The following is a 24216-nucleotide window of genomic DNA, read 5'->3' as shown; positions in this document are numbered from 1 at the left end:
CCAGGCGTGGTATGGGCCGGGTAAAGCGACGCGAATATTTTAGCGCCGGAGGTATAATGATGGTTCAGGGTATTCTTCTCGTTCTCTCAGTGGGATTTATTGCTGGAGAGATTGCTGGACGTATGGGGCTTCCCAAGCTGATCGGGATGCTTCTGGCGGGAATCCTTGTTGGTCCGGATATGATCAACATAATGCCGCCGCAAATGCTGGAGCTATCGGCCCAAATTCGCACCCTTGCACTTCTGGTGGTGCTCACCAAGGCCGGGCTTGGCCTTGACCGCGAGAAAATCCTCCAGGAGGGATCTGTTGCGATCCGGCTGGGTTTCCTGCCGGCTGTGATCGAGGCCGCTGTGGTGGCTGTGGCGACACGTTACATCATGGGATGGGACTGGTACACCTCATGGTTGCTTGGGTGGGTGATCTGTGCGGCGTCGCCGGCGGTGATCGTGCCAATGATGCTCCGTCTTAAGGCAAAGGGGTGGGGCGTAGACAAGGGTATACCTGACCTCATTCTTGCAGGAGGAACTGCAAGCGATGCTACGGCAGTGACGATGTTCGGGATTTTCCTTGCCTGGTTGGTTGAGGGTGTGGATTTGTCCGCTGCCGGTTCGGGACTTGCTATCCGGTTGCTTGATATTCCGATTCAAATCGGCCTGGGCTTGCTTATGGGATACCTGGCAGGCCGAATGGTTGTCTTTCTGCTGTCTCGACGTCATCTGGCGGAGAGTATCGTTCATGATCTTATTGTGTTGCTCTCGGTAGGTCTTGGTCTGATAATTGCCGATACCTACATCCCCTACTCGTCTTTCCTTGCGGTGATGGTCATGGGATTTGTGGTTCTGGAATCAGACCCGGTTCTGGCACGGCGACTGCGAAACGAGGTCGGTAAGGTCTGGATAATAGGGGAAATTTTCCTCTTTGTTCTGATTGGTTCTGTGGTTAATATCAGCGTTATCGGTGAAGCGGGAGGACGGGGAGTGGTAATTGTTCTCGTCGGCCTTCTTGTTGGTCGATGGGCGGGGATCTTTGCTTCCACGGTGTTCTCCCGTATTACGATCAAGGAACGGTTTTTCATGGTCGTTGGTGATATGGCCAAAGCGACGGTGCAGGCCGCCATTGGAGGGATACCACTGGCAATGGGCGTGGATGGGGGTGAATACATTCTTGCAATCGCGGTTCTGTCCATCCTGATCACCGCGCCCTTGGGTGCCTTTGGTACGGCCTGCCTGGCGCCGCGAATGCTGGTAAAGGGGGATCCGGATCCTACGAAGGTAACAGTTCATGAAAAGCACCGGTTTCTTGTCGCCTACGATGGATCTCCGGCTTCGTCGGCAGCGCTTATCCGGGCTGCACGCACGGCACGACAATTAGATGCGGATCTTGTTCTTCTTCATGTGCGGTTTGATGAGTCTCCTCCCCTCACTCGGGATCAGCTTGTGGAAGCGTTGGGAGCCGCCCGCGATATTGCGTCAGAGATTGTGATTGCTCGGGGGAATCCGGCGGACGTGATAATCGAGACCGCTGAGTCTCGCGGAGTGGACTATATTTACATGGGAAAACGAACCATCCGTACCAGTGAAAGGCTTCTCCTTGGAGACGTCACACAGCACGTTACCGGAATTGCAGGGATTCCTGTAATCCTGGTGGAATAGGTGAACCAGGGCTGCGGGAACGATGACGATTCAGCATCCTTCCCGCAGGAGAGCACAAAAAAAGCCGTGAGTGGAATACACTCACGGCTTTTTTATTCGGGCTGGGCGGATTTGAACCGCCGACCCCTTGTCCCCCAGACAAGTACGCTAAACCCCTGCGCTACAGCCCGTTTCAATACGCTCGGAACTTACCACGGAGGCAGGACTCGTGTCAACGGGTCTCCGCCCCTGTGGAGGAGCCCCTGATCGACCTTTGCGGGGGATCGATCAGGGCAGGATTCTACTCGACGCGGGTGACCTCGCCGCTTGCGACCAGGCGGATGCCCTTGCCCCGCCAGTCATCGATCAGTACATCCCCTACATGGACAGGGGCCTCTACCTCGATTTTGCGTGTATCCTTTGCAAGCTCCAGGAGCAATCCCTTGGGCATCGGCTCCGGCGTCCAGACGGGTACCATGGGGCGGTTCCCGTTTTTCACCTTAATACTTGTGGGCAGAACCCGGCGAGGATCCTGAATCTCCTGCTTCACATAGTCCACGCCCAGCTTGCACTTGTTGCCGCTCATATTGAGGATCTCGTCATCCGGTCCGAGCATGGTCTGGACCTCGCAACCCCGGGGACACCGGAGGCAGATATCAGTACGAGTCCGGTAGTTGCCTTGCAGTTCTTCACTCATCGTTTGTTTTCTCCCTCTTCCCTGTGACTCACGAGATGGATGCTACCAGTTCGGTGGCATCGGTGCTCAGGAGCTTCTCGAAGTCCTTCGCCTTCAGCTTATGGACGATCATCTCCGCCGGGCGGGCATACTGCTCCCGGAAAGAGACCACCGTTTCATCACCAGCGGTAAGTTCAACCTTGACCATTCGCTCCATGAGCGAGTTAGGCCGCATCGTCAGGAGAACCTCGTGCTCCTGATTCTGCTCCAGGAAGACTTCCTGGGGAATGATACTTCCGATGTTGGCGCCGGGTTTCAGGCGGATTGTCCGGTGCTCTTTTATATCCCGACGGGCGGCAGATTCGGCGTATTTTGCGGCGCTCTGTCCGGCAACCTCTCCGGCCTTGCTTACGTAGTCAGCCAGGTCGTAGATGGCTGTAACGTTTCCTGCGGCGTAGATGCCAGGTACATTTGTTGCCATATCGGAATCCACGATGGGCCCGTTTGTTCTGGGATCCATCTGGACTCCGGCCTTGCGGGAGAGTTCGTTCTCGGGAATGAGACCTACCGAGAGCAGGAGGGTGTCACACTTGATGAACTCTTCAGTGCCGGGAACGGCCTGAAGGTTCTCGTCCACTTTAACCGTCTCAATTCCCTCTACCCGCTTGTCCCCGTAGATCTTGTTGACCGTAGTGCTCAGGTGAAGGGGGATGCCGTAGTCCTGGAGGCACTGGACGTAGTTCCGTCGCAGACCTGTCAGGTAGGGCAGGAGTTCCAGAACAGCGTGGACCTTGGCGCCTTCAATGGACATGCGCCGGGCCATGATCATCCCGATGTCTCCACTTCCCAGGATCACCACCTCGTTTCCTGGCATATATCCCTCGATGTTCACCAGGCGCTGTACCGTTCCTGCAGTAAATATGCCGGCGGACCGGGTTCCGGGAAGGCGGATCTGCGCCCGGGTCCGTTCACGGCATCCCATGGCCAGGACGATCGCCTTGGCTTTGTAATGGAGGTAGCCGTCGGTGCTGTTCATGGCGTAGACCTGGTGATCTGCTGTGAGATCTACCACGATCGTGTCCAGAAGAATGTCCACGGGAAGCTTTCGCAATTCCACCTCGTACCGGTAGGCGTACTCCGGTCCGGGCAGGTCGTTGCCAAAGTTGACCGCTCCAAAGCCGTTATGGATACACTGGGGGAGAATTCCTCCCAGGCTATCGTTCCGCTCGATAAGCAGAACCTTTCCCTTGCAGGCCTCGTAGGCCTTGATCGCGGCGGACATTCCCGCAGGGCCGCCGCCGATGACAATGACGTCGTAGGTTGTGTTTGGCTGCATCAGATTACTTCCTCTTTTGTCTGGCGGTACAGGAACACCGAACCCGGTCCCTTCTTGGTGATCTCTGTCATGGACACATTGAGTTCCCGTGCAAGGATCTCCATCGTCCGGGGATAGTCAAAGCTACCCTGGCAACGGCCCGTGCCCAGCCAGGTGCGGCGCTTGATAGCGTCGTAGGATGTGGCAGGGATGGGCGAATGGATCGCATCGATGATCTCGCCCTCTGTTACCTCTTCGCAACGGCAGACAATGCGGCCGTAGGCGGGGTTCTTCGCGACCAGGGCGGCCCGCTCTGCGTGGGAGAGATCCCGAAAACGGGGAATGCGGCTCCGCCTGGCTTGCCAGTCTGCTTTCTCTTCCAGCTTGAGACCGGCATCCCGCAGAAGCTCCGCCACGTATTCGGCGATAGCCGGCGAAGAGACGTAGCCGGGAGATTCAATGCCTGCCAGATTTACCAACCCCTCTACGGTGGAAGAAACTTCAATCAGGAAGTCCTTGTTTTTGCCGTCGGGGGCGTGGTTTCCCGTGGCTCGCAGCCCTGCGAAAGTGGCAATCACATCCCGGGGGGAGACTGCCGGTACCAGACGGTGGGCGCCGGAGAGGATGGAGTTCATTCCCTCTTTGGTGACCGACCGATCTTCCTTGTCCTCAATGGGGTCCGAGTTGGGGCCCACCATGGCGTTCCCGTGAGTTGTTGTTGTAACCAGAATGCCCTTGCCCTTCTCGCTGGGCATGGGAAAGAGGACGCTGCTGATGGTGAAGGCCGAATCGTCAAAAACAAAGTATTCACCCCGGCGGGCGGTGATCTCGAACTCCGGGTGATCTCCCACCATGTGCATGAGTTCATCGCTGTGAACGCCGGCAGAGTTGATGAACCATTGTGCTTCAATTGTGCCTTTGGTGGTCTCGATTCCCGTGAGCGTACCGTTTTCTACGATCATGCCGCGTACTTCAGCGTCGAAGATAAAGGTGACCCCGTTGATCGCGGCGTTTTCGGCGGCACCTAACACACCCTGAAAGGGGTCAACCACACCGGCGGTGGGTGTGGAAAGTGCACCCGTAACGTCGGGGGTAAGGTGAGGCTCCATCTCCAGAACTTGCTCTCTGCCAAGAATCTCGAGACCTTTTACCCCGTTTTCTTTACCCCGCTCGTAGAGAGGCCGCAACCCTGCCTGCTCTTCGGGGCCCACAGCAACGATCAGGGCTCCTGTCTTGTCCAGGGGGATATCCAGCTCGGGGGCAATCTGATGCCAGAGCTCGTTGCCCCGGACGTTGAGCAGAGCCTTCAGCGAGCCCGGAGCCGGATCGTGCCCGGAGTGGATAATTGCGCTGTTGGCCGTGCTCTGGCCCATTCCTACGTCCGAATCCCGCTCGACCACGGCCACGGACAACTTGTAGCGGGACAGTTCTCGTGCGATCATGCACCCCACGATCCCTGCTCCGACGATAACAACATCGTACTTTTGCTGGCTCACCTCATTCACCTCATATTCCTGTAATGGGAGTGTAACTTCTTGCAAACAGAGTAGACCCGGTCTGAACGTCTGTCAAGAAAAAAGTTACAATGGTTCACAATATGAGAGAAGATAAAACGGTTTATGTGCCGAAGGTGCAACAGAAGAGGATGTCGGAGGTTTTTGGAAGGGTGCACATTTGAAAAAGTTTTGGTTGACGGCTGTCCGGAGTGGGTGTAGCATCACTGTAGGTCGGGTTACAAACGTCAAAAAAAGATGTAACACCGTAACAAGGATATTTTCGTAGTGGAGTTTTTTTTATTTGTCGGTCCTTTACCGACATTTGATTTTCTGCTTCGAGTATCTTTGCTTCTACGGGTTGTCTTGGACGATATTAATAGTAATCCATCAAAAATTATGGGTTTATCGCCGCAGTCGGTGATAAACGGCGGAGGCTTGCCTGGAAAAGTTTTCGTCGTGGATATGTGTTGTTGAGTAGTAAGTTCCAGGGAGAAACAAAAACGGAGGTTTTTTTATGGCAGCAAAGTATGTGATGGCGTTCGACGCCGGGACGACCAGTAGTCGTGCGATCCTGTTCGATCACGGCGGCGACATCGTGGCTGTTGCTCAGCAAGAGTTCCCCCAGATCTATCCCAAGCCGGGCTGGGTTGAGCACGATCCGATGGACATCTGGGCAACCCAGAGTGGTGTCGCCCGTCAGGTGATCGAGAAGGCTGGAGCAAAGCCCGATGAAGTTTCCGCGATTGGTATCACCAACCAGCGAGAGACCACCATCGTCTGGGAGAAGAGCACTGGCAAGCCCGTCATGAACGGTATCGTCTGGCAGGATCGCCGTACCGCCGGTATCTGTGACGAAATGAAGAAGAAGGGCCTGGAGTCCTACGTCAAGGAAAACACCGGTCTGGTTATTGACGCATATTTCTCCGGAACCAAAGTGAAGTGGATTCTCGACAACGTTCCGGGAGCCCGTGCAAAAGCAGATGCTGGCGAACTCCTCATGGGAACCGTTGACAGCTGGCTGATCTGGAAGCTCACTGGAGGAAAGGTTCACGTTACCGACTATTCCAACGCATCCCGAACGATGCTTTTCAACATCAAAGACCTCAAGTGGGACGAAAAGATGATGAAGGAGCTGGGCGTGCCCGCTTCCATGCTTCCCGAAGTTCGCCCCTCCAGCGAGATCTATGGACACACCGACGAAAAAACCTTCGGTGGAGCAAAGATTCCTGTAGCCGCAGCGATCGGTGACCAGCAGGGTGCCCTCTTTGGACAGGCCTGTTTCGAAGTTGGTATGGCCAAGAACACCTATGGAACCGGTTCCTTTGTTCTTCTGAATACCGGAACAAAGCGGGTTCCCTCCAACACCGGTCTTCTGACCACCATCGCTTGGGGTCTGGACGGCAAGGTTGAGTACGCTCTGGAAGGCGCGATCTTCGTGACCGGTGCTGCTGTACAGTGGTTGCGGGACGAACTCAAGATCGTTGCTGATGCGGCTGACACAAACTACTTCGCCTCCAAGGTGAATGACACCAATGGTGTATACATGGTACCCGCCTTTGTCGGTCTTGGTGCTCCCTACTGGGATCAGTACGCTCGGGCCGCAATTGTGGGACTTACCCGTGGGGCAAACCGCGATCACATCGTGCGCGCCACCCTGGAATCCATCGCCTATCAGACCCGCGACGTTATCGATTGCATGGAGAAAGACTCCGGTATCGAGAACAAGGAGCTCAAGGTTGACGGTGGTGCTTCCATGAACAACTTCCTGATGCAGTTCCAGGCGGACATCATCGGTGTTCCCGTTCTTCGGCCGAAGATTGTTGAGACCACTGCTCGTGGTTCTGCGTTCCTCGCCGGTCTCGCTTCGGGATTCTGGAAGAACAAGGGTGATCTGGCAACAGCTTTTGTGCTGGACCGGAAGTTTGATCCCTCCATCGACAAGGCCGAACGCGACAAGCTCTACAAGGGCTGGCAGAAGGCTGTTACCAAGGCAATGGACTGGGAAGATCATTGATCTGATCAGGTTTTGCAAAAAAAGGGGGAGCCGTCCTGCGTTTACGCAGGACGGCTTTTTTGCGTCCCCTCCCATGCAGCCGCTTTGCCGGGGCGGCTTGTGGGGTTCCCTGCCAGGGAATCCTGTCAGGAGAGACTATTGCTGTGTCAAATCCCCGACGGGCCGTTCATTGACCAAAACCCCGATATATCGAATGATCCAGCTATGAGTAGATACACTTCCTTTTATCAGTGGTTTTTGAACCACATAACGCTTCATGATCACGACGACGAGAAAGAGGAGCTTCTGAACGGCTTGACTCATCTTCTGGGAGGCGGCTTGAGCCTGGTAGCGCTCTCGGCAATTCTCATCAAGGTGGCGACGGGAGACAACCCCTCTCTGCTGGCAGCAGGGCTCGTCTTCGGGCTGTCCATGATTCTGCTCTACTTTTCCAGCGGAATGTATCACCTGGTTTCCGGGCCCGTGGTCAAGCGGGTGATGCGGATCATGGATCATACCACCATCTATGTTCTTATCGCCGGAACCTATACCCCGATTATGGTGTATCTGGGGACTTCCGAAGCGAGGGTTGTCCTGTTTACCGTTTGGGGGCTCGCTGCAGCGGGTTTCTTTTTCACGATTTTCTTCTGGGGGCGCTATGGGTTTCTCCATGTCCTCTTCTACCTTGGCATGGGCTGGATCATTCTGCTGGTCTGGGAGACCCTTCGTGAAGCTGTTCCTCCGGGGCTTGTGCACTGGGCAATTGCCGGAGGTATTACCTACTCAGCGGGGACAATCGTCTATGGCCTCAAGATGATTCCGTTTTACCATGCTATTTGGCATCTCTTTGTTATGGGCGGGAGCGCCTGTTTTTTCATCGGGATTTATCAGAACATCCTGTGACCAACGCTCCTGCGGTGACAGGAACCGCCGGAGCGTGTTACCTTTGCGAATCATTTTAGGAGGATCACCACCATGCTACAAGATATGAGACAACCCCTGGAGACCCTGAAGCAGAACGTCCGCTCCACCTGGAGGTATCTTTGACCCCGATGCAGTGCGAGCCCAGATAGCAGAAAAAGAACTTGTCACGGGTGATCCCGATTTCTGGAATGACCGGGAGAGAGCCGAACGGACCATGACCGAGATCAAGCGTCTGCGGCAGATGATCGAACCCTGGGAAGAACTGATTGCTGAGGTTGAGGACACCGAGGCGCTCCTGGAGCTGGCCATGGAAGAGGGCGATGACTCCCAGGAGGAGGAGATTCGCCAGGCTCTGAAAGATCAACAGCGGCGGTACGATTCACTCCAGCTCAAACAACTCCTGAGCGATGACGCCGATGCGGCGGGTGCTTTTCTCACGATACACAGCGGGGCCGGGGGAACCGAGGCCTGCGACTGGGTAAGCATGCTCTACCGGATGTACCGGCGGTGGATTGATGATCACTCCATGCAGGTGGAGGTGGTGGATTTGCTCGAGGCCGAGGGAGGCATCAAATCGGTGACTCTGGAGGTGAAGGGCGACTACGCCTTTGGATACCTGAAGGCCGAAGCAGGTGTCCATCGCCTGGTTCGCATCTCCCCCTACGATTCCAGCGGCCGTCGGCACACATCCTTTGCCTCGGTCTATGTTTCGCCGGTGATCGACGACACCATTGACGTGGATCTGAAGATGGAGGATGTGCGGGTCGATACCTACCGTGCCAGTGGTGCCGGAGGACAGCATGTAAATAAAACAGACTCGGCTGTCCGCATGACCCATAACCCTACAGGAATTGTTGTGCAATGCCAGAACGAGCGAAGTCAGCATAAAAACCGGGCCATGGCAACGACGATGCTCAAAAGCCGCCTCTATGAGTATTACCGGCAACAGCAGGAGGCGGAGCAGGCCGCCAAGGCGATAGAGAAAAAAGATATTTCCTGGGGGAATCAGATCAGGTCCTACGTTTTCCAGCCCTATACCATGGTGAAGGATCTTCGGACCTCGGTAGAGACGGGGAACGTTCAGGCCGTTATGGATGGTGATCTTGATCAGTTTATCGAGGCATTCCTCAAGTTTCAGGCCGGTCAGGCCCTGGATTAATCCCGAGGGAGCCTTCTCCCCGGGGCTTCTTTTTGTCCTGGCTCTCCTGCTCTTGTGGCTGGGGGGGTACGGGACGGAGCTCCGCGCTTCAGGGCGGGGAGAAAATGACCAGGTGTTGCGCCGGGAGCTTGCGAACCGGCTCCTGCCGGAGGATCTGGCTTGGACCTTTGCTGTGGGGGCTGTCGAGATTCCCCGGGGGGCGGAGATGGACCGGACCGTTCTTGGATCGTACCTGCGGGTGATCCAGGAGGCGATCGGCGATGCCCCGGAACGGCATCTTTCCAGGGAAGAACGTCTTCGCTGGGCCGAAGATCGGCTGCGAAAAGAGGAACACCGGCTCGTGCAGTCTTTGGAGGAGCGGCGACATCGTCTGGATCGGCAACGCCTGGAGTCGGGGGCGCAGGCGGGGAGATTTGAACCGTACGAGAATGATTCTCGTTACGCAGATCTCCAGAAAGAATTGAAGACGGTGCGAGGTATCGATCCTGAAGAAGTCCTTCCCCCGAGGCGCGTCCCCTTGCAGATGAGTCAGGTCTCCCCCCGGTACAGTCAGGCCCTGCGCAGCCCCGGGGTTTTGGCAGAAGAGATGAAGACTGATATTGTTTTTATCGTGGGTCTGGATATTCTGGGGGATGATCCTGAGGAAACGCTGATTTTGACGGTGAGGGCCTTTCACAAGGTGGAAAACCGGGAGCGGCAGGTCCTGCGGGTGGTTGGCCGGGGACGAGAGATCGCCGGAATGCTGGAACGGTCTTCGGCAGAGCTGGTTCGCGAGGTAACGGGGGTGTCCCTGGCCTCTCTTGAGGTACGGGTCCAGGATTCCCTTGGGGAGACTGATCAGCAGGGTGTTCCCGAGGACGCCCGGATCAAGATAAACGGAAGTCTGGCTGGCGCGGGTATCGCCCGGGAGCGTTTTCTCTTGCCGGGGCCCTACTCGGTTTCGGTGCTGGCCGCCGATGGTCGCCGGGCCGAGGCTGCCCTGGTCCTTGAGAAGGGAGAGTTCCGCTCTCTGGTGGTGGAGCTTCCTCCGGTTCAACCCCGGATTTTCCGGATCGAGACTGACCCTCCGGGGGCTCAAGTCTACGAGGGGGCTCTCTGGCGCGGGGTTACCCCTCTGGACATAGCCCTTCCCGGGGTGAAAAGGGAGTTTTTGTTGCGCCGGAATGGTTATTACGATAGCCGTCTTCAGGTCTCTCCCGAGGGCGATCGCCTGTACAGACGGGAGCTGACGCCCATCGATCGTGACTGGGCCGGAGCGGTCACGGACTCGAGAGACAGTTTTTATCGCTCCTTTGGAGCGTTCGCGCTCTCCTTGAGTGTGCCTATCATTCTAAACGGCCTGTACGATGACCTGGGAGGGCTTTTCCCCGGAGGGGTCGCCCGGTCCGATCTCTCCCGAAGCGAACAACAACACTATCAGGATCGATCCGATGCAATTCTTGCGGGGTATTATGTGAGTGTCGGCTTGAGTGTTACCCTCTTTGGGAATATGCTATGGAGACTCAGCCGGTATATTCGGGTCTCTCAGGAGTACCACGACCGATAGACTCCGAGGTGACACAGCCCGGGGAGATGTCTCTGGATCCCTCCCACGCGGGGACCGGGAAAAAAACAAGAGGAAACGGAACAGGTTGCGCAGAATGGCAGGAAAAAAACGATTTGGGGCTCGCCTGCGGGAGCTTTTCTCTCTGGGAGGGAAGGAAGAAGACGACTTCTACGAGGAGTTGGAAGATCTCCTGATCGAGGCGGATCTGGGGGCGTCTGTAACGGTGGAACTGGTTGACCAGTTGCGGGTGTCCCGGCGATCCCGGGATCGAGAGGGAATTCTTCAGGGGCTGAGGGAACTGCTTCTTGAAGGGCTTGCACCGGCAGAGCTTGATCTGGATCCACAGCGCCTGAACGTGGTCCTCTTCCTGGGGGTCAACGGTGTGGGGAAAACAACCAACCTGGCCAAGTTTGCCCACTGGTATCAGCGCGAATGGCCGCAGACAGGGATGCTTCTGGCTGCGGGAGATACTTTCAGGGCTGCTGCAGTGGAGCAACTCTCTCTTCACGCAGAGCGTCTGGGTGTGAGAATCGTCCGCCAGGGTACCGGTTCTGATGCGGGAGCGGTGATTCACGACGCAATCACCAGCGCCCAGTCCCGGGGGGAGCGGCTGGTTTTGGCCGATACGGCGGGACGGATGCACAATCGGGCCGATCTGGTGCGGGAGCTTGAAAAAATCCACGGTATTATCCGAAAACTCACCGGTGACGAGGCGGTGTACCGAAAAGTTCTGGTGATAGATGGAACAACCGGGCAGAACGCTCTCCGCCAGGCCGAGCTTTTCCACGAGGCTGTGGGGGTTGACGCGGTTCTCCTCTCCAAGTATGACTCGGCGGCCCGGGGCGGGGTTCTGGTTCCCCTCCAGCGCTCGTTGGGATTACGCTGTGGCTGGGTGGGCACCGGTGAGACCTATCAGGATTTGCATCGTTTCTCTCCTGATGCCTATGTGGACGACCTTCTGGCGCCCTGAACCATGCCGTTCCGGGGCCGGCCCTTCCTGTGGTGTGGTCCTGGGGATGGTGGTCTTCCTGGGGATCTTTGGCCTGGGGTATCCGGCCAGCACCGGGGCCGGAGAGCCCCGGTGGTTTTATTCGAACTCCGACGGTGAGCAGCTTCGGCCCCTTGATACGGAGGATTTTGACGTTCTCCCTCCGGGAGAGGGATGGTCCTTGAAGGTGAGCCTCCCCGAGGCGACCTCTGGCGGGCTTGAGCGGCGCCTCGTGTACTACCAGGGAGAGATGGTTCGGGAAGAGCTTCTGCGATACCGGCCAGGGGGGACTTTGCGGGAAGTGCGGCGCTGCGACAACGCCGGGGCGTGCGTCTCGATCCGCTTTGCAGCGCCCGACGCGCCGGGGTTCGAATCGATCCGGGGTGCCCTGGGGGTTCGTGAGATCGCCTATGACGGTCATGGTTTGCCGCTCCATATGCGACGGGAGGTGCCAGGAGAGCTTCGTGAGGATACCTGGTACACCTACGAGGAGGGGCGTCTGGTGGCATCCCGTCAGGTCCGGGGGGATCAGGAAATTCTCCGCCGCTATCAGGATGGTCATCTTGTGAGGGAGGAAACCCGGAGCGAGGGACGCCGGGTGCGGCTTGTGCAGATAGAGTTGAACCATCTGGGTTCCGTGGCCCAGCGCATAACCGAGACGCGCCGCGAGGTGGAGCGAGAGCAGTTTTACCCGCTCCGCCCTGGCGAAGTGGTGCGGGAACTCTGGCGTGGAGATGATCTGGTGGAGCAGGAAGAGCTCATGGGTGAGGGGGAGCGCCGGATTACCCGCTTTCGTCAGGGAGAGAAGCTCTTCCGTTCATGGTTCTCCAATGATACCTTGATCAAGCGAGAAATATTTCTGGATGGCTCGGTGGTCCGCACCGAGAGACCTTCGGTGGAAGATGCGGGTGAGGAGTAGAATGGCCATGAAGGGACTCGGCTGGATTGTGTTTGTCTCGCGACGCCTCCTGGTGGCCCGACGATCCCGCGGTGGCGGGGCCGGACTTTTCTCCATCTTGGGTATTGCCGCAGGGGTCACCACCCTGGTGGCGGTTCTGGCGGTGATGAACGGCTTCCAGATGGGAATGATAGAGAACATTCTTGAGGTGAACTCGTCTCATCTGCGGCTGTATACGCCCTACTCGGCAGATTCCCCTGATCGGGCCGAAGAGGTGGCCGATCTCCTTCGCCCCTTGCGGGGGGTCCGCTCCGTGACGGTCTCGGCGGAGTTGCAAACTCTGGTGCGCGGCTATTGGGCCGAGCCTCGGGGGGCGGTGATTCGGGCGGTTCCTCCCGACTGGCTCCAGCAGGATCCCGGAGCGGCGGATCAACTGAAAATAGTTGAGGGAGATTTCGACCTCCGATCCCGGGGAGGCGTTGTTGTCGGTCAGCAACTGGCGCGAAGTCTGGGCGTTCGCCTGGGGGACACGCTGGCGGTGACTCATATTCCCGGGGGCGGACTTCGGCCTGCTGAAGAGGCCCTGGAGATACGGGGCATCTTCCGGACGGGGTACCTTGATTATGATCTGGGGTGGGCCTTTGTCTCTCTGGCCACAGCCGCAGAGGATCTGAAAGCTCGGGAAGAGCTGGTTTTAGGGGTCAAACTGGATAACCGCTACGGCGATCAGGCAGCAGCGGAGTTGATCTCCCGCAAAGTGGGTCCGGGCTATCCTCTTGTGTCGTGGCGTGTTTTCAATCGGGGCATCTTTGGGGCCCTGCGTGCAGAAAAGGGAATGATGACTCTTTTGATCAGTTTGATCTTCCTGGTTGTTTCGGGCAATATCTACCAGCTCCTGAGGCGAAGCATCCTGGAGCGTAGCGAGGATATCGCAATTCTTCGTGCGCTGGGTGCTCCGGATCGGAGTGTCCGTTCGGTTTTCATTCTGGAAGGGTGGATGATCGGCGTGGTGGGTTCTGCCCTGGGACTTTTGGGCGGTCTCTTCCTGGCGCTGAACGTGAACGAGATATTTGCAGCTCTTGAAACGCTTTCCGGCTTCTTCCTGCAGCGGGGGGCCCGTATCTTTTCTCCTTCCCATTTCTATATTCAGGAGGTGCCGGTGCGGATCTTTCCGGAAGAGCTCTTCCTGGTTTGTCTGGGGGCCACGGGGGTTTCGGTGTTCTCGGCGATGATGGCCGTGCGGGCTGTGGCGGAATATCGGCCCATGGAGCTCCTGCGATCCCGCTAGGGAAGATCTCTGGCAGGGGGCGGAAAGTGAACTGCAACCTGATGGACGCGAGAAAAGAGCTGGTGAAAGCCGATATGGCAGAACGCAGGGCAGGATTCAGGGCTGGATGAAGGAGGCGTGATGAAGGAAAAACCCCTCTCGGGAGAGCCTTCCCGGGGTGTGGCAGTTGCGGTACAGGGTGTTCAAAAAAGTTTCCCCAACGGAGAAGAACGCCTGGAGGTTCTCCGGGATGTCTCGTTCTCCGTCTTGCCAGGTGAGGTTGTGGCGGTTACCGGGGAGAGTGGATGCGGCAAGAGTACCCTCCTGAGCCTTATGGCGGGGCTGGATCTTCCGGATCGGGGAGAGATCCTTGTGGGGTCGCACCGGGTAGAAGAGCTTGATGAAGATGCCCTGACCCAGTACCGGGCCCGGACGGTGGGGCTGGTCTTTCAGTTTCACTACCTTCTCAAGGATTTCTCGGTTCTCGAGAACGTGATGCTTCCGGCGCTTATGCAGAATCGCCGCCGGGAAGAGGCATCGCAGCGGGCCAGGGAACTTCTCGGTCAGGTGGGGCTCCAGGATCGCCTTCATCATCTTCCTCCACAGCTTTCCGGAGGAGAGCGGCAGCGGGTTGCCGCCGCCCGGGCCTTGATCAACGATCCCGAGGTGGTTCTGGCCGATGAACCCACGGGGAATCTGGATGATGCCAACTCCCAGCGTCTGGAGGAGGTTCTTTTCGGGCTGGTCTCGGAATACGGCAAGACTCTGATTATTGTCACCCACGATATGTGTCTGGCTCGACGGACGATGCGGTCCTTTCATTTGGAGCAGGGATGCCTCGTTTCGGACTGATCCTGGTGGCTTTTCGCTTTCTCTCGGGCGCTCCCGGCGCTCGCCGGGGGCAGGGCCGGCTGATCGGAGCTGTTCTTGCCGTGGCGATCAGCCTGGTTCCGCTGGTAGTGGTCCAGCACGTGGCGGACGGGATGATTCGGGGAATCGTGGAGCGCTTTATCGAGACGGGCAGTTATCATATTCAGGCCCTGCCTCAGAAGGAACTGTCCGAGGACGAATGGCATCGGTTTTCCCGGCAGGTGCGCGAGCTTCCGGGAGTGCAATCCACCCTGATAGAGCATCAGGGATTCGGGCTGATCTATTCCGACGAAGGCCGGAGCGGGGTAACGCTTCGGGCAGTTCCCCAGGCGTTCTGGGACGATGATCCGGGGGTGCGGGCCTTTCTGGAGGTTCAGGCCGGGAGTTTTGATCTGAAACAGGATCAGGGGATTGTTCTGGGCGTTGATGTGGCAAATCGTCTCGGCGTTTCCCCCGGGGAGGAGGTTCGTCTCCTGACGGTGCGCCCTCTGGGTGAGGGGCGCATGCTCCCCCGGGTGAGCCGGTTTCTGGTCACGGGGGTGGTATCCACGGGATATCGCGATCTTGATCGGCTCTGGGTTTTCATTGATGCTGATCGGGGGCGGCGGGTTATTCCTCCCGAATCGGTCAACACGATTCTGGGAATAAAGGTGGATCATCCCTTCGCACTGAACAATCCCCTCTTTCAGCGTGGCCCCGAGGGCCTTCTGGCGGGGAGTGAGCGGACAGAGATGAAGGCCACCTGGGAAGCTCTGCGAGAGCTTCTGGGTAACCAATGGGCAACCTACACCTGGTACTGGCTGGAAGAGGGGCGCTATATTTCATTCCTTACAAGCCGGAACTTGCTTGCCTTTGTGATGGCCCTGATTGTCGCCGTGGCTGCTGTTAATATTTCTTCGGCGCTGATCCTTCTGGTGGTGGAAAAAGAAGAGGATATCGCCATTCTTCGGGCCACGGGGATGTCTGCTCGCCAGACGGGTGGCATTTTTCTCCTGTGCGGAGGTGTCATCGGGTTCGGTGGCGCGGTTCTGGGTGTGCTTCTGGGCACAGTTCTCTCGCTCCATCTGAATGAGGTTCTCCAGGCCTTCGAAAACATGGCAGGGTTCTTTGCGGGAAGAGAGGTAGATCTCTTCAGTGCCGATTTTTATCTTGAACAGATACCGGTGGAGCTTTCTTTTCCAGCTCTCTTCTTCTCGATCTTTCTGGCTCTCCTCTTCGCTTTGTGTGCGGCTGTGTTGCCGGCACGTCGGGCCGCTTCGCTTTTGCCCGATCGGGTTCTGCGAAATCATGGCTGAGGCGGGGTCCGGGTGCGCTGCCCTGGTGGTGTGGGGCAGGCGGCGTGCTGCAGACGGCCGGGAGTTTCGCCGGAATGATCGGGTGGATGATTGGTTAATGACAACCACCGTGGTAGACTTACGTCGATGAAACGACGGGATCGACGGTATACCCTGATACGAATGAAGGGGGCCGCGCGACAACAGCGCGACCTGTCGCTTCAGGAAGCGCAGGAATTGGGTGTGGCGGGTCTTCAGGAGGGCTGCCCCTCGGTGGCGTATCTTTTCGAGGGAGTTTTTGCCTGGCATCGCTGTGGTCCCCGGACCAGCCAGGCTTGTCCGCGTTGCGGAACCACCTTGCGGGACGTTGTCCTCCGCCACCGGGTGGGGTGTTCCGAATGTTACGCTCTTTTTGACCAGGCGATTGATCGCATTCTTCGGCTCCACCGGGAAGATGCGTCCCACCAGGGACGGTTGCCGCAACGGCTCGCCCGCTACCGCCGGATCTTTGTGGAGCGGGAGCGTGTGCTCCACCGCCTCTCTCTGGCAGTGGAGCAGGAGGATTTCGAGTCGGCTGCGCTCCTCAGGGACCAGCTCCAGGAGCTCTCCCTGGATGCTCCGGCTGCCTCTGACATATCTGACCATGCTGATTCATAGGGCAGTTCCATCTCCTCAAGGGTGGTTTTCTCACGCCGGGCCGGACAGCGATGTGGTGGTGGCCACCATAGTGGAGCTGGGACGAAACCTGGCGGATATTCCGTTCAACGAGGGTGCTGGAGAGGCCGAACGCCGGGAAGTGCGACGGCGGGTTGAACAGGCAGGAACGGCCCTTCCCGAGGAGTATTACGTAATTGACGGCCCCCGTCTGATCCCTGAAGTCCGCCGTTTTTTCTCGGTCCGGGGAATCCTGGCCGGGGAAGAAGAGACCTCCTTCTCTATCGTCTCCCCGGGCGAAGAAGAGATGATTCGCCTCGGAGGCGAAGATCACGTGACCATCCAGGGAACGTCGGGGGGGTGGGCTCCGGAGATGGCCCAGGAGAAAGCCTCTCTCCTTGATCGGCTTCTGGAAGAGCATCTCTCCTACGCAGTATCACTCCGGTTGGGCTATCTCTCGCCGCACCTTCACCGGGTTGGAACGGGCCTCACCGCCGGGGCGGTCCTGTTTCTGCCCGCTCTTCAGCAGGGGGCCCAGGGGTTGCCACGACAGGGCAAGGGGATTCCCCCGAAAGGGAGTTCGCGGGTTTTGATCCATCCCCTGCCAGGGGAGGATGGTATCCATCCTTCGCTGTATCGACTTGCCTGCCCGGCTTCTTTTGGTGAGTCCGAGGATGAAACGGCGGCAGAACTTGCTACCCTGGTAGAGCGGTTAGTATATTATGAGCGGAAGGCTAGGGATTTGCTCCTCCAGGATCACCGGCACGAGCTGGAGGATGCGGTTCACCGGGCGTTGGGAGTGCTCTCTTTCGCTCGGGTTTTGCCTCGCCATGAGGCTATGGAACAGATTGGTCTGGTCCGCCTGGGAGCTGCCTGTGGTTTGATCGACGGCGTGGCCTGCCCAGAGGTCACGAATCTTTTTTTTGCCGCTTGTGATAGTTCAGTGGTGGTGTTCTCGGAAAAAAAGGACGAGAATACCCGTGAGAGCCTTGACGCGCGACGGGCCATGCTGATCAGAGAGATGCTGAGAGCCGCAACGGCGCAACAGGAGTAGGAAGATGTTTAAAGGATTGACACAACGAGCCCAGCGGGTTTTGCAGATACTTGCCCAGGATGAGGCGAAGCGGTTTCATTCGGAGCAACTCTTGCCCGAGCATATCATGCTGGCGATCCTCAAAGAAGGGGGAGGGCTCGGCTACAAAGCCCTTGAGAAGGTGATGATCGATCCTGCCAAGATGCAGATCGAGTTGGAGAACTCCATTCCCAAGAAACGCGGGGGGTTTACCCTGGGGGATGTCCCTCCCTCGTCGCGGGGGCGCAAGGTTCTGGAGGATTCAGCTGAGGAAGCCCGAAATCTGGGCCACGAGTATATCGGTACCGAGCATCTCCTTCTTGCCTGCTGTCGCGAGCACGAGAGCAAGACCTCCTTCTTTCTGGATCAGTTTGGTGTGACCGTGGATATGCTCCGTGAGGTCATTGTTGATTTGAGCGGCGGCGAATCCCGGGGAAGTTCTCCTGCGGGAGCAGCCGCGGGTTCCGGATCAGGCAGTGCTCAGGGAAGCACCGGAGGCGCGGGGCGGCGCAGGGTTTCTACCGCCCAGGCGGGAAAGAAGGCGACCCCGACTCTGGATGAGTTTGCCCGTGATCTCACCTCTCTGGCTCGGGATAACCGCCTGGATCCGGTGGTGGGGCGAAAGCGTGAAATCGAGCGGGTCATTCAGATTCTGGCCCGACGAACCAAGAACAATCCCGTTCTCATTGGAGAGCCGGGGGTGGGAAAAACCGCCATCGTGGAGGGCCTTGCCCAGGAAATCGTCAATGGGACGGCTCCCGAGGTGTTGATGGGCAAGCGGGTTCTCACGCTGGATCTGGCGAGCCTCATAGCGGGCACCAAATATCGGGGTGAGTTTGAAGAGCGGCTGAAGCGGGTCATGAAGGAGATCACCAACAGCGGTAACGTCATCCTCTTCATAGACGAGCTTCATACCATCATCGGAGCCGGTGGGGCCGAAGGCGCGATCGATGCCAGCAATATGCTTAAACCAGCCCTTTCGCGGGGAGAGATGCAGTGCATCGGCGCGACTACCCTGAATGAATACAAGAAATACATCGAGAAAGACGCAGCCCTGGAGCGGCGGTTCCAGTCAGTCATCGTTCCGGAACCCTCGGTGGAAGAAACGATCGAGATCCTCCGGGGGATCAAGGAACGCTATGAGGAGCATCATAACGTTTCGTATACGCCGGGAGCCCTGGAGGTTGCCTCGGTTATGTCCAGACGCTACATAGCAGATCGCTTTCTGCCCGACAAGGCGATCGATCTGATCGATGAAGCGGGAAGCCGGAAACGGATATCCAACAGTGTCCGACCTACGGAGATCGCCGAGCTGGAACGGCACATTGAACAACTGAACAGCGAGAAGATCGCCCTGGTCAACAGCCAGAACTATGAGCGGGCTGCTGCTGTCCGGGACGAGGTGCGCCAACTCAAAGATCGGGTGGAGCAACTCAGGAGCCACTGGCGGGTGACGCTGCGGAGCGAGCAGAGCGTTGTCGATGCAGAAGACATTAATTACGTCCTCAGCGAGATTACCGGCATCCCTCTGGTCCGGATTGCCCAGAGCGAAAGCGAGCGCCTTCTTGATATAGAGAAGGATCTCCACCGGAGTGTGATCGGACAGGATGAGGCTATTCAGGGGATCGCTTCAGCGATTCGGCGGTCCCGGACGGGGCTGAGTGCCCCCGAGCGGCCCATGGGGTCTTTCATCTTTCTGGGGCCCACGGGGGTTGGAAAAAGCCTGCTGGCCAAATCGCTGGCGGAGTTTCTCTTTGGGACGTCCGACGCCCTCATCAGGATAGATATGTCTGATTACATGGAGAAGCACAATGTCTCCCGCCTTGTGGGAGCACCCCCGGGATATGTCGGCTACGAAGAAGGAGGCGTTCTCACCGAGAAAATCCGCAGGAAGCCCTACAGCGTCGTGCTTCTGGACGAGATCGAAAAAGCCCATCCCGATGTGTTTAACCTGCTCCTGCAGATTCTGGAAGAGGGAGAGCTCCAGGATAATCTGGGCCACAAGGTAAGCTTCAGAAACACCGTTCTCATTATGACGTCCAACGCCGGAGCTCGTGAGATAACCAGGGATGCCTCGGTGGGGTTCCGCTCCAACGAGGGGCTTCTGGAGTACCGGGAGATCCGCGCATCGGCGATGAATGAGCTTCGCAAGCAGTTCCGTCCGGAGTTCATAAACCGGGTTGACGAGATTGTGGTGTTTCATAGTCTCTCGGATCCGCAGGTTCGTTCAATCCTGGAAATTCTTCTGGGAGATATGCAGACACGTCTGGCCGAGCGGGATATCACCCTGGAGGTGACTCGCTCCGCCAGAGATCTGCTGATCGAGCGCGGCTACGATGTGAAATACGGAGCGCGCCCCCTGCGCCGTACCATCCAGCGGGAGATCGAGGATCCCCTGGCGATGGATCTCCTGCGCCGTCGCTTCGGCGAGGGAGATCATATCCTGGTAGGTGTGCGCAACGGAGCCTTTACCTTCCGGAGGAAGGCAAAGAAGCGCACCGGTTCTTCAGAAAAGCCTGAGAACTCTGGAAGCCCTGAAGCCTCCGAGGTCTCTGCCCCGGCGGCAGAGAAGGAGTCTCCCCAGGGAATATCCCTGGGTGATTCATCCCGCGGGGACTAAAGTTCGTCATTCTCCCGGAAACTGTAGTAGCCCTGGGAGGAGAAGACGATATGATCCAGAAGGCGGATCCCCAAAATGTCACCCGCTTCGGTGAGGGTTCGGGTGACTGCCCGGTCCTCGGCACTGGGATCGGTGTTTCCGCTGGGGTGGTTGTGGGCCACAATAATCGCAGCAGCCCGATCCTGGAGCGCATCGGCAAAAACCTCCCTGGGGTGTACCAGGGTTCGGTTCACCAACCCCACCGAGACGATTCGTACCGCGTTGACTTCGTGAGCTCCGTTCAGGGAGATCGCAAGAAAGTGTTCCTGTCTCCGATCGGCGTAGTGCTGAAGAAGCGGTACCGCGTCGGAGGGGTGACGTATCCGGTAGTTTCTGGGGGCCAGAACGCGCCGGCAGAACTCAACTGCCGCTGCCAGAAGAGTTGCCTTGGCGGGGCCAACGCCGCTTACTGACATGAGCTCCTGGGGAGTTGCCCGAAATTGGCTCTCTTCCAGCACCCCCAGAACCCGCTGGGCCAGGGCAAAGACGCCGCATCCCTGGTGGCCGCTTCCCAGGACCACCGCTAAAAGATCCTGATCGCTCAGAACGTGGGCACCTTCTCCCAAAAGTCGTTCCCGAGGACCGCAGCCGTTTTTAACCTGTTCCATGTACCGGGCCATCTCTTTGGCCTCTTTTCCCGTTGCTTTCACATCCTACGGAGACGGGAGAAAGAGCGGTCCTGCTTTTGCGAAACGCTTTTTTTCTGTATACTTGGTTCATGGCAGAGATAAAATCAGCACTGGAGATCGCCCTGGAAAAGACCAGGGATATCCAGGGAGACCCCGAGGCGGTTCGGAAGCATGAGGCACGGAACGAGGGGCGGAAGATGCTCGCGACCCTCCGAAAGGACCCCGATTTTCAGCTCAAGAAGGCTCTGAAAGCCTTCCCCAAGAACGAGTTGGTCTGGGTGAAGGAAGGCCTTTTTGAGGCGGTACGGAGCAACTTGGTGCTTCCGCAGGAGGAGCGCGACCTGGCTCGGCTCGATGAACTTGCGACGGTGATGAAGGAATTGTCGCGGGACCGGTCCATGGTCGATGCGATACTTCAGCAAGTACGGGAGTTCTTCTCGCGCTATCTCCAGGATCGAAATCAATTGATAGAGGGGCTCACGGAGCAGTATGGCCCCCGCCTCAAACAGCGGGAGCAGCAACTGTCCCAACAGTATGGCCGTCCCGTGCGGCTTGAGGCATCCCAGGACCCGGAGTTCGCCAAGCTCCTTCAGGATCACCTGGGGAATCTCCAGGAGCAATACCAGCGGGCCCTGGGCGAAGTGGAGACACACCTGCGGAGTATGGCAGGAATTTGAGACAGAGTTTTGGAAAGAGGCGGGGGCCTACAGAAGGGGCGTGTTTTTCTCGGCCAGGATGCGCTCGTAGCGCTTCCCGAACTGCCTCCAGGTAACAATGAAGAGCGACGCAGCCACGGGACCCACCAGGAAGCCGATCAGCCCCAGGTGGGCCAGCCCTCCGATTGTTGAAAGGAGGGCCAGGGCAGGGTGTAGCCCGGTCCGGTTTCCCACAAGTTTTGGGCGAATAATGTTCTGGTTGATACCTACTATCCCGGCGCCCACACAGATAATGATGAACCCTGCCAGGGGACGGCCCAGGAGGATCGACAAGATTCCGGCCGGAAGAAGAATGAGGTTCGTCCCCACCAGCGGTATCATGGAGAGAACCATGGTGACCACTCCCCAGAGAAAGGGGCTGGGGAGTCCCAGGGAGAGAAAAAGAATTGTTGTCATGGCTCCCTCGAGGATTCCCAGAAAAACGGTGCTGGCCAGGGTGGCGCCGATGGTGTTCACCGTCTCGCTTGTTATCTGATCGATATTGTGATCGCTCAGGGGGAGAAACTCCTTGATGCGGTGAACCATACGCGGGCCATCGAGGATAAAAAAGAAGGTCAGCAGGATAGTGATAAGGAACTTGAAAAGTCCTGTGGAGACGCTTCCCAGGTACCGCCGGGCCATGCGCAGAAGATGATCCCCCGAGGCCCGGAAGGTCTCTTCAAAAGCTCTGGCAACTTCCTCCTCCGGCAGATAGGCCAGAACGCTTCTAATGAGGGGGAGGGCAGCCACATGCTCCTGAAGGATGGTCAGAAGTTCGGTCACCGGGGTTTCGCCCCACTGTCGGCGGAAGATCCCCACCAGTTCGATAACTTCTGCAGCCACCAGAGCTGTGACGGTTCCCGCAGGAATAATAACAATCAGAATGATTAGCCCCGTGGTGAGGGCTGCTGCCAGACGGGGTTTGCCGAAACGCCGGGAAATCCTGTCAAAGATGGGCCAGAAGAGATTTGCCAGAACGACTGCCAGAAAGGCGCTAAGCAAAAAAGGACTCATGAGGCGAAAAAAAGCCAGGGAAAAGGCCGTGAGAACCAGAAGGAATATAATTTCCGGTAAAAGATTGTCAAATTTCTTCATCTTTTTCTCTTCCTCCTCGTTCTAATTGTACTGTGCGTGTTATAATGGGGCAATGTACTGCTTAACGTTGCCGCTCCCTTCTCGTCGGGAGCTCCAGTACCAGTATGAGCATCAGGCATGTGCTTTGGAAAAGGCTTTGCACGAGATGCAACGGCGAATAAAAGTTGCCCTGGCGTCGGCCGAGATCAGCAGCCCCACCTTGAAATACCGCATCAAGTCCTTTGACAGCTTCTACGAAAAACTCTTGCGCCGTTCCCGCGAGAGCGGCCCCGGCGGGGATGTGCTTATTACCGATCTCCTGGGGGTTCGCGTGGTCTGTCCCTTTGTGGAGGAGCTCACCGTGGTGGAGGAGGCGCTCCGTGGAGCCTTCGAGATCACCGAGGTGGAGCGGAAAGGCGCTCATCTGGGGGAGACCGAGTTCGGCTACAGCTCGGTACATCTCCTGATCGAGTTGCCCCGGGATATTCGCGACAGCTTTCATCTGGATCGGCGCTGGATTTGCGAGGTGCAGCTTCGGACGATTCTTCAGGATGCCTGGGCCGAGGTGGAGCACGAGCTTGTGTACAAGGCCGAATTGACTCCCCTGGACACAAAGTTGCGGCGCAAGCTGGCGGCGCTCAATGCAAACCTGACGCTCTCGGATATTATTTTTCAGGAAATTCGTGACTATCAGCGCACCATGAGCCGGAAATTAATGCGTCGTCGGGCCACCTTCTGGTCCCAGCTGGGGGAGCTGTCCGGTAGCAAGAGCGCTTCCGGAAACGGTTCCGAGGGCGAGGACCCGATTCATACCGGGAGTGATACCATTGACACCATGTTGATCAGGGCGTTGCACTTCCACAGCCAGAAGGACTACAAGTCGGCTATTCGGGTCTATGGCGATATCCTGGCCTACCAGCCCGAGCCGTATGTGAGCGCCATCATTTACACCCACCGGGGTATGGCCCGCTTTGCGGTCCAGGATACAGCCGGAGCTGTGGAAGATTTCACCGCCACCATCAAGATATCTCCCAAGACCACCAAGGCTTATCACTATCGGGGGGTGGTGTATCGGGCTCAAGGGAAAACAGAAGAGGCTCTGACAGATTTCTCGCGTTGCCTGGAGTACGACCCGTACCACGTGGATTCGAGGATTGCCCGGGCCGAGCTGTATCGCGAGATGGGAGAGCAGGAGACGGCCCTGGCGGATTGCCAGTTTGTCTTGAAGCTGGAGCCCGACAACCCCGCCGCCGGGGAGCTGCTCCGGGAACTTCACGAGCTTCCCGCTGGCCAGGAAAAGAGCTGAGAACGAAAAAAGGCCCAGACAAAAAGGGCCCAGATAAAAGGGCCCAGATAAAAGGGCCCAGATAAAAGGGCCAGACCAGGAGGCGCCAGG

Annotated in this window: 20 protein-coding genes and 1 tRNA gene; 15 read left to right on the top strand and 6 right to left on the bottom strand. The window is 57.6% G+C overall.

Annotated features, from left to right (window positions below; all coding sequences use genetic code 11):
• Positions 1-56 precede the first annotated feature (56 nt).
• On the top strand, positions 57-1652 hold the full coding sequence (locus BW950_RS11565; RefSeq protein ID WP_159438791.1) for a cation:proton antiporter: 1596 nt from the start codon (positions 57-59) through the stop codon (positions 1650-1652).
• Between the two features lie 96 nt (positions 1653-1748).
• Here the strand turns inward: BW950_RS11565 and BW950_RS11560 are convergent.
• From BW950_RS11560 to BW950_RS11545, 4 genes are all read right to left on the bottom strand, one after another.
• A tRNA-Pro gene (locus BW950_RS11560) sits at positions 1749-1822 on the bottom strand.
• Positions 1823-1932: 110 nt separating this feature from the next.
• Positions 1933-2328 carry a DUF1667 domain-containing protein gene (locus BW950_RS11555; protein ID WP_076489458.1) on the bottom strand — a complete coding sequence of 132 codons (396 nt, stop codon included), beginning with the start codon at positions 2326-2328 and terminating at the stop codon, positions 1933-1935.
• A gap of 28 nt (positions 2329-2356) precedes the next feature.
• Positions 2357-3643, bottom strand: coding sequence for an NAD(P)/FAD-dependent oxidoreductase (locus tag BW950_RS11550; RefSeq protein ID WP_076489457.1), 1287 nt, complete (start codon positions 3641-3643; stop codon positions 2357-2359).
• The gene (locus BW950_RS11545) at positions 3643-5118 is read right to left on the bottom strand and encodes an NAD(P)/FAD-dependent oxidoreductase (RefSeq protein ID WP_094336543.1); all 1476 of its coding nucleotides are present in this window, start codon (positions 5116-5118) and stop codon (positions 3643-3645) included. The genes BW950_RS11550 and BW950_RS11545 overlap by 1 nt, the downstream gene beginning before the upstream one ends.
• Positions 5119-5632: 514 nt before the next feature.
• Here BW950_RS11545 and glpK point away from each other — a divergent pair.
• The 12 genes from glpK to BW950_RS11485 all read left to right on the top strand — a co-directional run bounded on the left by glpK (position 5633) and on the right by BW950_RS11485 (position 20383).
• Complete coding sequence (gene glpK / locus BW950_RS11540; RefSeq protein WP_076489455.1) at positions 5633-7132, top strand: glycerol kinase GlpK; 1500 nt, start codon at positions 5633-5635, stop codon at positions 7130-7132.
• Between the two features lie 204 nt (positions 7133-7336).
• Complete coding sequence (trhA, locus tag BW950_RS11535; RefSeq protein ID WP_076489454.1) at positions 7337-8014, top strand: PAQR family membrane homeostasis protein TrhA; 678 nt, start codon at positions 7337-7339, stop codon at positions 8012-8014.
• Between the two features lie 72 nt (positions 8015-8086).
• Positions 8087-9194 (top strand): peptide chain release factor 2 gene (prfB, locus tag BW950_RS11530; RefSeq protein WP_143559224.1). Its coding sequence is split into 2 segments (ribosomal slippage): positions 8087-8146 and positions 8148-9194, totalling 1107 coding nucleotides; the frame shifts between segments, so codons are not numbered across the junction.
• A complete protein-coding gene (locus tag BW950_RS11525; RefSeq protein ID WP_143559223.1) occupies positions 9139-10740 on the top strand; it encodes a DUF8525 domain-containing protein in 1602 nt (533 codons plus the stop codon). The genes prfB and BW950_RS11525 overlap by 56 nt, the downstream gene beginning before the upstream one ends.
• Before the next feature lie 94 nt (positions 10741-10834).
• Positions 10835-11710, top strand: coding sequence for a signal recognition particle-docking protein FtsY (gene ftsY / locus BW950_RS11520; protein ID WP_076489451.1), 876 nt, complete (start codon positions 10835-10837; stop codon positions 11708-11710).
• Complete coding sequence (locus BW950_RS11515; RefSeq protein ID WP_159438790.1) at positions 11685-12647, top strand: hypothetical protein; 963 nt, start codon at positions 11685-11687, stop codon at positions 12645-12647. Before ftsY ends, BW950_RS11515 begins: the two co-directional genes overlap by 26 nt.
• Before the next feature lie 7 nt (positions 12648-12654).
• Positions 12655-13914, top strand: coding sequence for an ABC transporter permease (locus BW950_RS11510; RefSeq protein ID WP_159438789.1), 1260 nt, complete (start codon positions 12655-12657; stop codon positions 13912-13914).
• A gap of 120 nt (positions 13915-14034) precedes the next feature.
• Positions 14035-14745 carry an ABC transporter ATP-binding protein gene (locus BW950_RS11505; protein ID WP_076489448.1) on the top strand — a complete coding sequence of 237 codons (711 nt, stop codon included), beginning with the start codon at positions 14035-14037 and terminating at the stop codon, positions 14743-14745.
• The gene (locus BW950_RS11500) at positions 14727-16058 is read left to right on the top strand and encodes an FtsX-like permease family protein (RefSeq protein WP_076489447.1); all 1332 of its coding nucleotides are present in this window, start codon (positions 14727-14729) and stop codon (positions 16056-16058) included. Before BW950_RS11505 ends, BW950_RS11500 begins: the two co-directional genes overlap by 19 nt.
• A 126-nt stretch (positions 16059-16184) precedes the next feature.
• A complete protein-coding gene (locus BW950_RS11495; protein WP_083943965.1) occupies positions 16185-16694 on the top strand; it encodes a UvrB/UvrC motif-containing protein in 510 nt (169 codons plus the stop codon).
• Positions 16681-17745: a hypothetical protein gene (locus tag BW950_RS11490; RefSeq protein WP_159438788.1), complete on the top strand. Its 1065-nt coding sequence runs from the start codon at positions 16681-16683 to the stop codon at positions 17743-17745. Before BW950_RS11495 ends, BW950_RS11490 begins: the two co-directional genes overlap by 14 nt.
• 4 nt (positions 17746-17749) lie before the next feature.
• Positions 17750-20383, top strand: a complete 2634-nt coding sequence (locus BW950_RS11485) for an ATP-dependent Clp protease ATP-binding subunit (protein WP_234969099.1) — start codon at positions 17750-17752, stop codon at positions 20381-20383.
• Here the strand turns inward: BW950_RS11485 and radC are convergent.
• Positions 20380-21030, bottom strand: a complete 651-nt coding sequence (radC, locus tag BW950_RS11480) for a RadC family protein (protein WP_234969098.1) — start codon at positions 21028-21030, stop codon at positions 20380-20382. The two genes, BW950_RS11485 and radC, sit on opposite strands and share 4 nt — an antisense overlap.
• 110 nt (positions 21031-21140) lie before the next feature.
• Here radC and BW950_RS11475 point away from each other — a divergent pair, with 110 nt between their 5' ends.
• Positions 21141-21728 (top strand): DUF6657 family protein, encoded by a 588-nt coding sequence (locus BW950_RS11475; protein ID WP_143559221.1) that lies wholly within the window; start codon positions 21141-21143, stop codon positions 21726-21728.
• Between the two features lie 27 nt (positions 21729-21755).
• Here the strand turns inward: BW950_RS11475 and BW950_RS11470 are convergent, their stop codons facing one another.
• A complete protein-coding gene (locus BW950_RS11470; protein WP_076489443.1) occupies positions 21756-22841 on the bottom strand; it encodes an AI-2E family transporter in 1086 nt (361 codons plus the stop codon).
• 124 nt (positions 22842-22965) lie between these two features.
• Here BW950_RS11470 and BW950_RS11465 point away from each other — a divergent pair, with 124 nt between their 5' ends.
• The gene (locus BW950_RS11465) at positions 22966-24126 is read left to right on the top strand and encodes a RelA/SpoT domain-containing protein (RefSeq protein WP_159438787.1); all 1161 of its coding nucleotides are present in this window, start codon (positions 22966-22968) and stop codon (positions 24124-24126) included.
• The last annotated feature ends 90 nt before the right edge of the window (positions 24127-24216 follow it).

This window comes from Alkalispirochaeta americana (assembly GCF_900156105.1).
Classification (GTDB): Bacteria; Spirochaetota; Spirochaetia; order DSM-27196; family Alkalispirochaetaceae; genus Alkalispirochaeta; species Alkalispirochaeta americana.
The sequence above is the reverse complement of the archived record's forward strand: the minus strand, read 5'-3'. Positions and strand labels throughout refer to the sequence as shown.